Here is a 14091-nt window from a genome sequence, read left to right as displayed (position 1 = left end):
ACTACCTGCCTTGCATTACGGGTTCGCGCTGCCCGCGTACTGCTTGAAGCCGTCGCGCGCGGCGAGACGCTCGATATAGCGCGACACGGCCGGCAATTCCGGATGCTCGAACGGCGTACCGAACCAGCGGTTCACCGACAGGCCGATCGGAATGTCCGCGAGCGTGAAGGTGTTGCCGGCCACGTACGCGCCCGTCTTTTCGAGCTGGGTGTTCAGCACGTGCATGTGCTTCGTCCAGCCCGCGATCGACTGCGCGATGCCGGCCGGATCCTGGTGATCGGGCGACTTGCGCACGAGACCGAGGAATGCGCCGACCCACGCGCGGTTCAGGTCCGCGCCCTGCCAGTCGATCCACTGGTCGACCCGCGCACGCGCCTGCGGCTCGGCCGGATACAGCGCGTCGCCGCCATAGCGGTTCGCGAGATAGCGGATGATCGTGTTCGATTCCCAGAGCACGAAATCGTCATCCTTGATGACGGGCACGAGCGCGTTCGGATTCAGCGCGAGATAGGCCGGATCGTGGGTCGTGCGAAAGCCCGCACCCCAGTCTTCCTGTTCGAACGGCAGATTGAGTTCGGTGCACAGCCACAGCACCTTGCGGACGTTGATGGACGGGATCTTGCCGAGGATGTGCAGCATGCAGTCTCCTTGTGAGTTCGGATGCGGAGCGTTCGGAGCGCACGACACGCCCCGAACGCGTTCACGCCGAATTTATACACGACCTCGCGGGAAACGGCAGGTCGAATGGGCGAAATCGGTGTGCGGCCGGCTCGTCAGGTCGCGCAGCGCGTGCTCGGCCGTCGGGAACCGGAACATGAAGCCGTCCTGATGCAGCCGGGCCGGCATCACGCGCTGCCCGTCCAGCAACAGCTCGGCCATCTCGCCCATCGCGACGCGCAGCGGCGCGGCCGGCACGTGCAGAAACGCGGGGCGGCGCAGCACCTTCGTCACGATCTGCACGAACTCGCGCTGGGTCAGCGGCACCGGTGCGACCGCGTTGTAGACGCCGTGCATGCCCGCATTCGACATCGCACGCGCGACGATCCGCAGCACGTCGTCGCGGTGAATCCAGCTCATCACCTGCGCGCCGTCGCCGAACCGCCCGCCCATGCCGAAGTAATGCGGCAGCAGCATCGGTCGCAACGCGCCGCCAGGGCCAAACACGATGCCCAGCCGCAGCACCACCGTGCGCATGCCATCACGCTCGAGCGGCTGCGCGGACCGCTCCCACTGCCGGCACAGATCCGACATGAAGCCCGTGCCGGCGCTGCTGCCTTCGTCGAGCCGTTCGTCGCCCGGCCGCACGCCGTAATAGCCGATCGCGGACGCCTGGATCCACGTGCGCGGCTTGACCTCGGCACGCTCGACCCAGCGCATCAGCGATTGCGTGACGCCGACGCGACTCGCGAGAAGGACCGCCTGCCGGCGCGTGCTCCAGCGCGCGCCCAGCACCGGTGCGCCGGCGAGATTGACGATCGTGTCGAAGCGCTCGTGCGGCTGCAGCTGTTCGGAGGACGTCACGCTGCGCACACGCCCCTGAAACAGGTAGGCCGCTCGCAGCGGATCGCGCGCGAGCAACGTGACCGTATGACCCGCATCGAGCAGCTGGTTCACGAGGGTTTCGCCGATGAAGCCGGTCCCGCCCGTGACGAGCACGTTGCCGGGCGGCTGCCCCGCAAACGGATTGGCCGCCGGCGTGCGGTGCGCGATGCGGCACGCGGCGATCCCGTCGCGGAGCCCCGATACCGTCACGCCGACGGCAAACAGGCTGAGCAGCCAGCCGCGCCAGCCGAGGTCGATCGCGTGCAGCGCGGTCGGTTCGTGCACCCATACGGCCAGTTGCATCGCGATCATCCCGAACAGCGCGCCGCCGTTGACGGCCAGCAGCGTGTGCAGCACGCGTTCGGTCGCCGGCAGCTTGCGGCTTTGGTCCTCGACGACGAAATCCCACAACGTCAGCACCACTTCGACGAGCACGACCGCCGCGAGGGCCGCGACCCATGCGCCGTGGAACGCGACGTTCGCGATCGACGCGAACACGAGGCCGTACAGCACGGACCGCACCGCATGAATCGCCAGCTCGAGCCGCGCGCGCGGGCTGTGCGGCAGGTCCTGCGTGAGTTCATGGTGATAAAGCGTATCGAATGCGCCCATCGCGCCCTGCACGATCAGCAGGTTGAGCGCCCAGTCGAAAGCAGGCAAGGTGTTCATACGGTATCCCTCCTCCACAGCCACACGAGCGGCGGCACCATCGCGACGAGTGCCGCGACATCGATCGCCACATGGCCCCACACATGCGCCTGCCACGACAACAGCATGTCCTGCGGCGCCCAGATCAACAGGCCGGCCAGCAGCCAGCCCCACACTTCCCGTTTCCGCAGCCGGTTGCCGAGGTGAACGAGCGCGAGCATCCAGACCGACGCGCACTGCACCGTCGCGCCGATCAGCGACATCCACCAGACCTGCTGGGCGCGCGCGGCATCGGGCGCCGCTCCCGACCAGAAATGCAGCTCGATGCCGCGGTGATACGCGTCGAGCCACGGCGCGCCTGCCACCCACGGAACGGCCACGCCGACGAGCAGGTGCACGAGCGCCGCGGCGATCATCCAGCGCACGACGAGGCGGCGTGCGGTGTCGCGCGCGGGCCGGTCTCCGCTCGTACTTTCGGCGACCTCGCCGGTCCCGCACACCGCCTCGTCGCAGCACACTTCGGCGCGATACCCGAGCCAGCGCGAAACCGCATGCCGGTTGCGTGCAAAGCGGCGATACAGCGGCGCAAGCGCGGCCCGCATCGCCGGCACGCGCAGCAGCCAGACGAGCCAGCGGCGCCCGACCAGCGCATGGGCTGCCACGATGCCGTCGACGCCGGTCAGCATGCGTCCGTCGGGCAGGCGCGCATGCAGCTCGCGATTCAGCGCGGGCAGGCCGACGCCCAGCGGCGCCGGGTCGAAGCCCGGCCCCGCGATATCGACGAACGCGAGCCGGTGCCGCGCGTCGCGGGCTCCGAGACGCCGGATTTCCGCGACGCAAAGCGGACATCGTCCGTCGAAATAAAGAACCAATTCACTTGAGTTCATGCTTTGCACTCCTTCTTTTTATCGCAAGCATCATGAATCGATTGATTGACTGCTTTCAGACAGGTATCGACGCCGCACCGGTCCCGCATGGCGGCGCCCCGCTTACATCGGCTTGACCACCATCAGGAAGTAGACGGTCAGCATCGCGAAGAACGCCGGATAGCCGAGCAGTTCCCAGCGCTTCGCGTAGCGCCAGTAGCGCTCCGGCAGGGCCGCCTCGCCGTTCGCGTGCGCGAGCTTCGCCATCGATGCAAGTTCGAGCTGCAACCACACGACGGGCAGCCAGCATGCACCGGCGACCGTGTACAGCACGATCGATGCGAGCAGCCACGGCGTATGCCACGGCCAGCCGGCCGTATGCGCGAGCCACAGCCCGGACGCCGGCTGGAAGATCACGGCCGGTGTCGTGAACCACCAGTCCGCGCGTACCACGAGCCGCGACACGGCCGCGATCGCGGGCACCGAGCGCGTGCGGTTCGCGAAGAACAGGTAGAACGCGGTGCCGAACCCCGTGCCGACGAGCAGCACCGAGGACAGGATGTGAAGCGCCTTGATGACGAGATAGGTATTCATGCTTGTTCTTCTTCTGAAAAGAGGATCAACAGGATCGCGAGAATCGGCACGTTCTTGAGCACGGGGCCGAACGGTTCGGCCAGCAGGCCCGGCATCGTGACCGCGATGACGGCCGAATACGCGACGATCAGCGCCGCTTGCGCGGCCCACAGGCGCCGCGAAGGCGCGGCAATGGTTGCGATGCCGAACGCGAAGTCCAGCGCACTGGCTGCGTAAAGCGCGATCAGCGCGGGCAGCCCCGTCAGGTGCGCAGGCGCCAGCAGCGCGAGGCTCGCGTGCAGCGGATGAATGAATGCGCTGACGATCGCCGTCCAGACCCAGACGATCGCGAGCGCGCCCCGCAGCAACGGGTGCCGCCACATCGCGAGCGCATCGCGGCGCAGCACCGCGGCTTCCGCGCCGATGAAGCTGCCGATGCCGCGCGGCGGCCGGCCCAGGATGGCCGCGGTGGCCGCCGGATCGCCGGTGTTCCCGCCGCGCAGCATCGTCCACGTGTCGCGCGTCAGCATCGCGCCCGGCAACGCGCCGGACAGCACGGCCGCCGCGCCGACCAGCGGGCCCGGCAGCGTCACACGGGTAGCCCGCGGAAAGCCCAGCGCGGCACGGTAACTCGCCAGCATCTCGCGGTATTCGACTTCGTCGTTGCCGACCACGTCGATCACCCGGCCGCCGGCCGCCCATGCATCGCCCGGTTGCTCGACGAGCTGCGCGACGACCTCGGCGAGATCGTCGACATGCACGGGGCGCAGCCGCTGATGGCCGCCGGCCGGCAGCACCTGCACGGGCAGGCTCGCGAGCATCCGGAAAAACCGTGCCGACGCACCCTCCGTCCCGTAGACGAGCGCCGGGCGCACGATGCGGAAATCGATCGGCAGCGTCTGCAGGAAGCGGTCGGCCGCGTGCTTGCTGGCGAAGTAGCGGGTCTCGCCGCGCTCGACACCGAGCGCCGAGACCTGGATCACACGCCGCACGCCGGCGCGGCAGCACGCGGTGAAGAGCGCACACGGCGCGGCGCGGTGCACGGCATCGAGCGTCGCGCCGCGTCGATCGGCGAGGATGCCGACTGCATTGATCACCACGTCGACGCCCTTCAGCCGCGCCAGCCACACTTGCGGATCGACGTCGTTCGCGAAATCGATCGCGACGTCGCCCGGGCCGGCGGCGTGACGCACGCCGCGCAGCACGCGATGGCCGCCGGCTTCGAGCCGCGCGCACAGCGCCCGCCCGATGAAGCCGCTCGCGCCGCAAACGAGAACGGTCATGCTGCGCGCGCCGGTGCGATCGTGCAGGCATGTCGACGGCAGGACTGCGTTCATTTTCATCCTCTATTTACAGTTATTTCTGTACAAACAGAAATAACAACCCCGAAAAAAGCGGGCTGTCTGCCCGCCCGTCCGTTACCGCTTACTTCGATGGCTTGCGCCTGACCGTCTGGCTGATCTTCGCACCGATGCCGAGCGCCTTCATCAGCGTATCGGGCTTGAGCCGCAGCATCTCGTCCGACCAGGTCGTGAGCGTCTCGACGAACTGCAGCGTGTCGCGGATCCGCTGTTCGGTCTCGCGGCTCTCGTTCGCGATCTCCGGGTTCGTCAGGCAATCGCGCAGCACCGTGAGCGTCGGCTCGATCTCGCGCTGGCGCCGCCCTTCGACGATCAGCTTGAACAACTCCCAGATGTCGGTCGACGTCTCGAAGTGGTCGCGGCGATCGCCCAGCACGTGCACGACCTTCGCGAGCCGCCAAGCCTGAAGCTCCTTCAGGCTCGTGCTGACGTTGGAGCGCGCGACGTTGAGCGTCTCGGCGATCTCGTCGGCCGCAACCGGCCGGCCGGCCAGGTAGAGCAGCGCGTGAATCTGCGAGACGGTGCGGTTGACGCCCCACCGCGAGCCCATTTCGCCCCAATGGAGAATGAATCGTTCGGCGATCGGTGTGAGTTCCATGTCGGTAAATTTATTCATTTCAGTTATTTCTGTCAAGAGAGAAATAACCGGGCGACCCGGCACCTGCCGGCCGCGCCCGCCCGCGATCGGCCGCATCCATTACAATGCGCGGGAATTTTCCGATTTCAGGCCGTTTCTGCCTTTCTGACAAGAGGTTTCAATGATCATCAAACCGCGCGTGCGTGGCTTCATCTGCGTGACGACTCATCCCGTCGGCTGCGAAGCCAACGTCAAGGAACAGATCGACTACGTGACTTCGCACGGCCCGATCGCCAATGGCCCGAAGAAAGTGCTCGTGATCGGCGCGTCGACCGGCTACGGCCTCGCCGCCCGGATCTCGGCCGCATTCGGCTCGGGCGCGGACACGCTCGGCGTGTTCTTCGAGCGCGCCGGCAGCGAGACGAAGCCGGGCACCGCCGGCTGGTACAACAGCGCCGCGTTCGAGAAATTCGCCGCGGAAAAGGGGCGCTATGCGCGCAGCATCAACGGCGACGCATTCTCCGACAAGGTCAAACAGGTCACGATCGATACCATCAAGCAGGATCTCGGCAAGGTCGACCTGGTTGTCTACAGCCTCGCGGCACCGCGCCGCACGCACCCGAAGACGGGCGAAACCATCAGCTCGACGCTCAAGCCGATCGGCAAGGCCGTCACGTTCCGCGGCCTCGACACCGACAAGGAAGTGATCCGCGACGTCGCGCTCGAACCGGCGACGCAGGAAGAGATCGACGGCACCGTCGCCGTGATGGGCGGCGAGGACTGGCAGATGTGGATCGACGCGCTGGCCGAAGCCGGCGTGCTGGCCGACGGCGCGAAGACCACCGCGTTCACGTACCTCGGCGAGCAGATCACGCACGACATCTACTGGAACGGCTCGATCGGCGAAGCGAAGAAGGATCTCGACAAGAAGGTGCTGTCGATTCGCGACAAGCTGGCCGCGCACGGCGGCGATGCCCGCGTGTCGGTGCTGAAGGCCGTCGTCACGCAGGCCAGCTCGGCGATCCCGATGATGCCGCTGTACCTGTCGCTGCTGTTCAAGGTGATGAAGGAAACCGGTACGCACGAAGGCTGCATCGAGCAGGTGTACGGGCTCCTGAAGGACAGCCTGTACGGCGCGACGCCGCACATCGACGAAGAAGGCCGCCTGCGCGCCGACTACAAGGAACTCGATCCGCAGGTGCAGTCGAAGGTCGTCGCGATGTGGGACAAGGTGACGAACGAGAACCTGTACGAGACGACCGACTTCGCCGGCTACAAGACCGACTTCCTGCGGTTGTTCGGTTTCGAGATCGCGGGCGTCGACTACGAAGCGGACGTGAACCCGGACGTGAAGATTCCGGGCATCATCGACACGACGGTCTGACCGTACGGCCCGCCGCCGCGCCGAAGCGTGGGCGGCGGGACGAATCCGCGCGTTTTTCCCCTCGAGCAGTGACGAAGCAGAACCCGACCCCAAGCCGGAGGTTCGAACCATGCCAGTCCATCACGCCCTCATCCCCTGCCTGCGCTACACCGACGCGCCGGCCGCCATCGACTTCCTTTGCAACGCCTTCGGCTTCGAGCGCCACGCAGTCTACGCCGATGACCACGACCCGACGTTGATCCATCACGCCGAGCTGACGCTCAACGGCCAGATGGTGATGCTCGGCTCCGCCCGCCCCGGCCCCGTGCGCGACCTGTATCGCTGGAAGACCGCGTCCGAGGCAGGCGGCATCACGATGTGCGTGTGCGCGGTGATCGACGACCCCGACGCGCACTGCGCCCGCGCCCGTGCGGCAGGCGCCGAGATCCTCACCGAGCCCACGGACAACGACGGCTATCCCGGCCGCGGCTACAACGTGCGCGACCCCGAGGGCAATGTCTGGACCTTCGGCAGCTACGACCCCTTCGCCGCCCACTGACGCCCTCGCGCGTCACCCGGCGCACTGCGCTACTCCACCGCCCGCGCGGCATCCCACAGCGGTTGCGCGCCGCGCGCCGCATTCCACGCGGCAAAGCGCGAACGCCACGATTCGAACGGCTCGGCCAGCGGATGGCGCGGATCTTCGCTGAGCGAATACGCCATCCCTTCGATCAGCCAGCGCGGCTTGGTCATGACGGCGAGGTTGCCGAGCGCTTCCGCCTGGCGGTGATGGATCAGCTCGTGTGCGAGGAAATAGGTCTGCCAGCCGCGCGGCGCGATCACCACGCCGAAATCGCCGAGCGTCAGCGCCGCGCGCGAACCGAGGCCGAACGCATCGGCGCACGTGCGCGTCGAGCAGAACACGACGCGCGGCGCGTCGCGGAACGCGCCGACGGCCGCCGCCGCGCGCGCATAGCCGTCGCGATAGAGCTGCTGCGCATCGCCGAGCTTCGCGGCATCGTCCGTGCAGATGCCGGCGCTCGGGCACGACACGCCGGGGACCAGTGACGGCGCGACGACGCGCAGCGGCTTGACGAGCGCATACGCGGCAATCGGCAGCGCGACCAGCAGGCCCGTGAGGGCGAAAACGACGTGGGAGCGTTTCATCGAAGCGGCGGTTCCGTGGCGTGGCGATGGAGTCTTCCTGCCTGAACGTGAATATATCGGACCGGCAACGCGTTCAGCCCCGTTTTTCATTCCGGCCGGCTTCCATGGGACGCCCGCACTCACCGCGCCCCGGCAGACGGCGAGACGCGCACCATCGCGATCCGCCATTTCGTCTCGACAAAGACTTTTTACGACCTAATAACGCCTGAATAATATATTGGACGCATGACTGGAAGCCCCGCATTCTTGCCCCCTATCGGCTCGCTCCACCGCATACGCAGCGGCCGCACGGCAAGGACAGCACATGAACAGCAACGAACGGCTCACCGGCATCGGCTACGGATTGCTCGCCGCGCTCATCTGGGGCGGCTTTCCGGTCGTCACGCGCGTCGGCGTCACGCACTCGACCCTCGACGCGTACGACATCACCTTCATCCGCTTCGTCGTATCGGGCGCGCTGCTGCTGCCCGTCCTGCTGCGCCACGGCCTCGGCACGCTGCGCCCGACATCGATCGCGCTGATGGTGACCGGCGCCGGCGCGCCGTACATCCTGACCGTCGCGGCGGCCTTGAGCCGCGCGCCGGTCGGCTATTTCGCGCTGACGCCGGGCAGCATGATCGCGTTCACCGCCATCCTCGGGCGGCAGGTCACGCAAGAACGGCTGAGCGCCGCGCAGGTCGCCGGCATCGTCGCGATCCTCGGCGGCATCGTGCTGACCGCGTCCGACGCGCTGCACGGCGCGATCGGGCTGCCGGCCCTCGGGCTGTTCGTCCTCGGCGGTTTGCTGTGGGCCGTCTACAACGTGACGACGAAACGGGCCGGAACCGGCGCGCTGCACGCGACGGCCGTCGTGGCGGTCGGCTCGGCGGTGTTCTACTGTCCGCTTTATCTCGCCGTGCGCGGCGGCGCCGTGCTGCATGCGCCGGTCGCGGCCATCGCGACGCAGGCGATCTACCAGGGCGTGCTGATGTCGGTGCTGGCGCTCTACTGCTTCAGCCGGGCCGTCGTCGCGCTCGGCCCGGCGATCGGCGCGACCTTCGCCGCGCTGATGCCGCTGCTTGCCACGCTCGAGGCGATGCTGCTGCTCGGGGAGCGGCCACATGCGCCGGCGCTCGCGGGTATTGCGATCGTCACGGCAGGGATGGGTTTGAGTCTCGTGAACCGGTGGCGAACGGGGGAGCGGCAAGCCATCCGCCAGGCAAACCCCGCCGCGCACGGCTGAAACGAACCATGTCCGTCAAACGGCATGCCCCGTACGCGGATCGCCAGCCCCCGCTCCCCGACGACTCCAGCGCACACCCAGCCACAGAAGCGCGACACTGCACACGAACAGCAGCACCTCGACCAGCACGGTATCGACATGCCAATACCGCGTCAGCAACACCGCAACGAGGTCGAACATGAAATGGAACGCGATCGCATACGCGAGCCAGCGTTTGGTGCCACGGACGAACGCCTGCAACACGATCAGCGACAGCCCGACATGCGCGGCCATCGCACTCGCCCGCTCGAACAGCGCGAGAAACGGCGACGCGAGCGTCATGCCCGCGAACTGCGACCCGATCAGCGACTGCACGCCGGCCGACACGACGACACCCGCATGCGCAAGCAGGTAGCCGGTGCCGAGCACGACGAACCCGACACCGACCAGCAGCATCGCTTCCAGCCCGCCGTGCCCGAGCCCGAGCATCACGGCAGTCTGCGCGTCGCGCCGCTTCGGCAGCAGGTACCGGAACGCGACCCAGCGCCCGCATTCCTCGAAGAGCCCGGCCGTCAACGCCGCGAACACGAGCATCGGCACGTGCCAGCGCCGATCGGTCCCGAGCCAGTGGAACAACGGCATCTGCCACGACAGGCGCAGCACCGGCTGGAACACGAAGAAGGTCAGCATGCCGTAGCAAAACACGCGCAACGGCACCTGCGTGCGGCGCCGCCAGATCACCGCGAGCCACACGGGCGCGATCAGCGCGACGACTCCGGCCGCGAGCGTGAGGAACAAGAGCACCGGGGCGACCGGATGCATGGCGGACGCCGTTACGCGAGCTGCTTGTGGAAGTACGTCGTCGCGCAGAGCGCACCGTCCGGCATCAGCGCGTAATTCGGCACGATGCCGACCCGCTGCCAGCCGGCCCGCTCGTACAGCCGCTCGGCGTCGCCACCCGTCACGGTGTCGAGCACGAGCACGGTCTTGCCGGCGTCGCGCGCGGCCACGTCGGCCGCCGCCATCAGCCGCGCGGCGATGCCCTGCCGGCGCGCGTGCCGCGACACGAGCATCTTCGAGATGTCCGCACGATGCGGCTGGTTCTCGGGCTGCGCGGTCACGACCTGCACCGTGCCGAGGATCCGGCCGGACGCATCCTCGGCGACGAGCAGGATGCGCTCGTCGTTCGCGACGCCCTCGGCCACGCGCGTCCAGAACGCGACGGCAGTCGGCCGCTCGATCGGCAACATGAAGCTGACGGACGCGCCGCCTTCAACGCAATCGATCAGCACGTCGGCCAGCGCCTCGATACAGTTCGTCGCTTCGCGTGCGTCGACGCGGCGGACGGTAACAGATTCGGTCATGCCATCTCCGGTAGTCAGATAGGCCGCACGCGCGGGTTCGGCATGGGCCGGAATCGAAAGAGCGCCGGCCGATGTCAAAGCTTGCGCAACGACGGCAGGCGTCCGGCAGCGCGGCGCCCGGTCGGCGCGCGTTACCGCCCCATCATCGTACGCGACGAAAATTTTCGCTGCATCGCCCTTCACAACGGCTACACTTAGCCATATGGCTAACTTTAAACCCGGCATCAGCGACGTCTTCCACGCCCTCGCCGATCCGACACGCTGCGCGATCGTCAGCGCGCTCGGCCAGGGCGAGCGGACCGTCTCCGCGCTGGCCGCGCCGTTCGACATGGCGTTGCCATCGTTCATGAAGCATGTCGCCGTGCTCGAGCGCAGCGGTCTCGTCGAGACCCGGAAAACGGGCCGCTCGCGCACCTGCGCGCTGGTCGGCAGCCGGCTGACCGAGGCCGAGGCATGGCTCGCCGCGCAGCGCGCGACGTGGGAAGCACGATCCGATCGTCTCGTCGAATTCGTCGAACGCCGTCACCAGGAGGAGCAAGATGTCAGCAAGTCACGTCGAACCCGTTGAAACCCACGATCTCGTCATTACGCGCACGCTGCGCGCGCCGCGCGCTGTGGCGCGCATGGACCGAACCCGAACTGCTGAAGGCATGGTGGTGCCCGCAACCATGGACCACCGAGGTGCGCGCGTTCGACCTGCGGCCGGGCGGCGCCTTCCACACGTTCATGCGCGGCCCGGACGGCGGCACGAGCGACAACCCCGGCTGCTTCCTGGAAATCGTGCCGGAATCGCGCATCGCGTTCACGTCGATGCTCTCGGGCGACTGGCGGCCGCAGGCGCCGTGGATGGGCTTCACGGCGATCATCACGATGGCCGACGACGACGCGGGCAGCCGCTACGAAGCGCGCGTGATGCATCCGGATGCCGCGACGCGCGAGCGCCACGAAGCGCTCGGCTTTTTCGAGGGCTGGAACACCTGCATCACGCAGCTCGACGCATTCGCCGCAACCCTGCGCTGACGCGCAGACCGGCGTGCGCCCATTGCATGCCGCCGCGCCCGCGCCTAGGATTCCTGAAGGAAGCATGACGACACGCCGGTCTCCGGCGTGCACCGTCGCGCGCGCTCCGCGGGAGGCCACATGTTGCACACGCACACGCATTCGACCCGGGTCAGCCGGCACCTGAACGCCCCGCGCGGGCGCGTCTACCGTGCGCTGCTCGATCCGCACGCGGTCGAGCAGTGGAAGGTGCCCGACGGCATGACCTGCCGCGTGCACGCGTACGATGCGCGAGAGGGCGGCGCGCTGCGCGTATCGCTGAGCTACGACGCACCACCGTCGGCCGGCATCGGCAAGACCGCCGCGCGCACCGATACCTATCACGGCCGCTTCGTCACGCTCGTGCCCGACGAGCAGATCGTCGAGATCGACGTGTTCGAAACCGACGACCCGATGCTGCGCGGCGCGATGACGATCACGATCACGCTGTCCGACGAAGCGGGCGGCACACGCGTGGACGCGGTGCACGACGGCGTACCGCCCGGCGTGCCGGCCGCCGACAACGAAACCGGCTGGCAGATGGCGCTGGCACGGCTCGCGGCGCTGGTCGAGGCCGCATAGCGGCTGCCGTTCGCGCCGGCAGCGAAAAGGCGGTGCGGCAGCGCAAAACGCCGCCACGTGCGACACTGGTCCGCCCCCGATCCATCCGGACCCGCACGAGGAGACACTCGCGATGAACGCCGCGCGCACCGCCATCTGGTATTTCGATTTCGTTTCGCCGTTCGCCTATCTGCAACAGGAACAGTTCGACCAGTTGCCGCCCGCCGCCGCGTTCGAGCCCCGGCCGATCGTGCTTGGCGCGCTGCTCACGCACTGGGGCCAGAAAGCGCCGGCGGAGATCGCGGCCAAGCGCGTCTTCACCTATCGTCACGCGCAATATCGCGCCGACAAGCTCGGCATTGCGTTCCGGATGCCGCCCGCGCATCCGTTCAACCCGATCAAGCCGCTGCGCCTCGCGATCGCGATGGGCAGTTCGCGCGACGCCATCCAGCGGATCTTCCGGCACATCTGGCGCGACGGCCAGGACGTCTCGACACCGGAAGGCTTCGCCGCACTGTGCGAGGCCGTCGGTTTTCCGGAGGGCGTGACGGCCGTCGAAGCGCAGTCGGTCAAGGATGCACTGCGCGCGAACACCGATCAGGCGATCGCCGACGGCGTATTCGGCGTGCCGACCTTCGCACTCGACGGCGACCTGTTCTGGGGCGAGGACGCGACCGGCATGTTCGCCGACTGCGCGACGTCGCGCACGTGGCTCGACTCGCCCGAGGTGCGCCGCATCAGCGCACTGCCCGAAGGCATCCGGCGCGGCTGACGGCACGGCCGCCATCGCGCGCCGGCGGCATCACCCTTCGCGTCCTTCGACGAGCGTCGGTACGGCCTCGCGCATCATCGCGACGAACCGCACGAGCCGCGACGGATAAAACTGCGCATGCGGATAGGTCAGGTAGACGGGCAGCGGCGCGGCCTGCCACTCGGGGGCGAGGTGCACGAGCTCGCCGCGCTCGAGATGGCCGGCCAGCATCCATGACGAGCCGACGCACGCGCCGACGCCCAGCAGCGCCGCGCTGCGCAGCGTATACAGGTTCGCGGTCGTGATGCGCGGCCGGATCGCGATGCGTCGCGTGTCGCCGGTGGCGGCATGCGTCAGCGCAAGCTCGGTGCGGTAGTACGTGCGTAACGCGAGCCACGGCAACGCGGCCAGCGCATCGGGATCGGCCGGCACATCGGCGCCGTTCAGCACGGACGGCGCGGCGACCACGAAGCGCGGCACCTTCGTCAGCCGGATCGCGACCACGCCCGGATCGGTCGGCTCCCCGACCTGGATCGCGCAATCGATGCCGCTGCCGATGAAATCGCGCACCTCGTCCTGCAGCAGCCATTCGACCGACACGCGCGGATAGTCGCGCAGGAACTGCGCGAGCGGCGCGACGAAACGCTCCTGTCCGAACGCATGCGGCACCGCGACGCGCAGCAGCCCGTCGGGCTCCTCCTGCGCGCCGCGCAAATCGGCCTCGAACGCCGCCCAGTTCGCCAGCAGCTCCTTCGCGCGCTTGAAGCAGCGCTCGCCGTCGACGGTCAGCCGCATCGTGTGCGTCGTGCGTTGCAGCAGCCGCATGCCGAGCGAACGTTCGAGCGCCTGCAGCCGCCGGCTGATGGTCGGCTGCGTCGTATGCAGTTGCGCGGCGGCGGCCGACAGGCTGCCGGCCTCGACTATGCGTACGAAGGTTTCCATCAGCTCGAAACGATAGCCTGCGCCGTCCACCGGCACGGCCTGAATGCGCTGAGACCCGCCAGCAGCGGGAGAAATGGAAGATTTTTCAGTCATGCGTGGAGCGTATAACAAATCTGCGCAAGGCGGCACTACCGTGG

General features: G+C 68.0%; 16 protein-coding genes and 1 pseudogene. 7 read left to right on the top strand and 10 right to left on the bottom strand.

Features of this window, described 5'->3' with window-relative positions; all coding sequences use genetic code 11:
• Nucleotides 1-15: 15 nt before the first annotated feature.
• The 6 genes from AC5LXK_RS17825 to AC5LXK_RS17800 all read right to left on the bottom strand — a co-directional run bounded on the left by AC5LXK_RS17825 (nucleotide 16) and on the right by AC5LXK_RS17800 (nucleotide 5588).
• On the bottom strand, nucleotides 16-639 hold the full coding sequence (locus AC5LXK_RS17825; protein ID WP_493392806.1) for a glutathione S-transferase family protein: 624 nt from the start codon (nucleotides 637-639) through the stop codon (nucleotides 16-18).
• A 72-nt stretch (nucleotides 640-711) separates the two neighbouring features.
• Nucleotides 712-2211, bottom strand: coding sequence for a TIGR01777 family oxidoreductase (locus AC5LXK_RS17820; RefSeq protein ID WP_493392805.1), 1500 nt, complete (start codon nucleotides 2209-2211; stop codon nucleotides 712-714).
• Complete coding sequence (locus AC5LXK_RS17815) at nucleotides 2208-3077, bottom strand: thiol-disulfide oxidoreductase DCC family protein (RefSeq protein WP_493392804.1); 870 nt, start codon at nucleotides 3075-3077, stop codon at nucleotides 2208-2210. Before AC5LXK_RS17815 ends, AC5LXK_RS17820 begins: the two co-directional genes overlap by 4 nt.
• A 102-nt stretch (nucleotides 3078-3179) precedes the next feature.
• Nucleotides 3180-3650 carry a DUF2269 family protein gene (locus tag AC5LXK_RS17810; protein WP_493392803.1) on the bottom strand — a complete coding sequence of 157 codons (471 nt, stop codon included), beginning with the start codon at nucleotides 3648-3650 and terminating at the stop codon, nucleotides 3180-3182.
• Nucleotides 3647-4966 (bottom strand): SDR family oxidoreductase, encoded by a 1320-nt coding sequence (locus tag AC5LXK_RS17805; protein WP_493392802.1) that lies wholly within the window; start codon nucleotides 4964-4966, stop codon nucleotides 3647-3649. The genes AC5LXK_RS17810 and AC5LXK_RS17805 overlap by 4 nt, the downstream gene beginning before the upstream one ends.
• 88 nt (nucleotides 4967-5054) lie before the next feature.
• Nucleotides 5055-5588 (bottom strand): GbsR/MarR family transcriptional regulator, encoded by a 534-nt coding sequence (locus AC5LXK_RS17800; protein WP_006480371.1) that lies wholly within the window; start codon nucleotides 5586-5588, stop codon nucleotides 5055-5057.
• A gap of 160 nt (nucleotides 5589-5748) precedes the next feature.
• Between AC5LXK_RS17800 and fabV the strand changes: the two genes are divergently transcribed.
• Together fabV and AC5LXK_RS17790 are read left to right on the top strand one after the other, a co-directional pair.
• Nucleotides 5749-6951, top strand: coding sequence for an enoyl-ACP reductase FabV (fabV, locus tag AC5LXK_RS17795; protein ID WP_493392801.1), 1203 nt, complete (start codon nucleotides 5749-5751; stop codon nucleotides 6949-6951).
• A 109-nt stretch (nucleotides 6952-7060) separates the two neighbouring features.
• Nucleotides 7061-7489: a VOC family protein gene (locus tag AC5LXK_RS17790; protein ID WP_493392800.1), complete on the top strand. Its 429-nt coding sequence runs from the start codon at nucleotides 7061-7063 to the stop codon at nucleotides 7487-7489.
• 29 nt (nucleotides 7490-7518) lie between these two features.
• Here the strand turns inward: AC5LXK_RS17790 and AC5LXK_RS17785 are convergent, their stop codons facing one another.
• Nucleotides 7519-8097: a hypothetical protein gene (locus tag AC5LXK_RS17785; RefSeq protein WP_493392799.1), complete on the bottom strand. Its 579-nt coding sequence runs from the start codon at nucleotides 8095-8097 to the stop codon at nucleotides 7519-7521.
• Between the two features lie 304 nt (nucleotides 8098-8401).
• On the opposite strand from AC5LXK_RS17785, the gene AC5LXK_RS17780 reads away from it, so the two are divergent.
• On the top strand, nucleotides 8402-9319 hold the full coding sequence (locus AC5LXK_RS17780) for a DMT family transporter (RefSeq protein WP_493392798.1): 918 nt from the start codon (nucleotides 8402-8404) through the stop codon (nucleotides 9317-9319).
• A 15-nt stretch (nucleotides 9320-9334) separates the two neighbouring features.
• On the opposite strand, the gene AC5LXK_RS17775 is transcribed toward AC5LXK_RS17780, so the two are convergent.
• Together AC5LXK_RS17775 and AC5LXK_RS17770 are read right to left on the bottom strand one after the other, a co-directional pair.
• Nucleotides 9335-10120, bottom strand: a complete 786-nt coding sequence (locus AC5LXK_RS17775) for a YhfC family intramembrane metalloprotease (RefSeq protein WP_493392797.1) — start codon at nucleotides 10118-10120, stop codon at nucleotides 9335-9337.
• An 11-nt stretch (nucleotides 10121-10131) separates the two neighbouring features.
• The gene (locus tag AC5LXK_RS17770) at nucleotides 10132-10662 is read right to left on the bottom strand and encodes a GNAT family N-acetyltransferase (RefSeq protein WP_493392796.1); all 531 of its coding nucleotides are present in this window, start codon (nucleotides 10660-10662) and stop codon (nucleotides 10132-10134) included.
• A gap of 202 nt (nucleotides 10663-10864) precedes the next feature.
• Here AC5LXK_RS17770 and AC5LXK_RS17765 point away from each other — a divergent pair, with 202 nt between their 5' ends.
• From AC5LXK_RS17765 to AC5LXK_RS17750, 4 genes and pseudogenes are all read left to right on the top strand, one after another.
• Nucleotides 10865-11230, top strand: coding sequence for an ArsR/SmtB family transcription factor (locus AC5LXK_RS17765; protein WP_493392795.1), 366 nt, complete (start codon nucleotides 10865-10867; stop codon nucleotides 11228-11230).
• Nucleotides 11202-11682 (top strand): annotated as a pseudogene (locus AC5LXK_RS17760) (SRPBCC family protein). The gene AC5LXK_RS17765 and the pseudogene AC5LXK_RS17760 overlap by 29 nt, the downstream one beginning before the upstream one ends.
• Before the next feature lie 120 nt (nucleotides 11683-11802).
• Nucleotides 11803-12282, top strand: a complete 480-nt coding sequence (locus AC5LXK_RS17755; RefSeq protein ID WP_493392794.1) for an SRPBCC family protein — start codon at nucleotides 11803-11805, stop codon at nucleotides 12280-12282.
• Nucleotides 12283-12394: 112 nt separating this feature from the next.
• A complete protein-coding gene (locus AC5LXK_RS17750) occupies nucleotides 12395-13033 on the top strand; it encodes a 2-hydroxychromene-2-carboxylate isomerase (protein WP_493392793.1) in 639 nt (212 codons plus the stop codon).
• A gap of 30 nt (nucleotides 13034-13063) precedes the next feature.
• Here AC5LXK_RS17750 and AC5LXK_RS17745 read toward each other — a convergent pair whose 3' ends face one another.
• Nucleotides 13064-14047, bottom strand: coding sequence for a LysR family transcriptional regulator (locus AC5LXK_RS17745; RefSeq protein WP_493392792.1), 984 nt, complete (start codon nucleotides 14045-14047; stop codon nucleotides 13064-13066).
• Nucleotides 14048-14091 lie beyond the last annotated feature (44 nt).

The sequence above is a fragment of the Burkholderia pulmonis genome (assembly GCF_984667975.1).
This window is presented reverse-complemented; position numbering and strand designations above follow the sequence as displayed.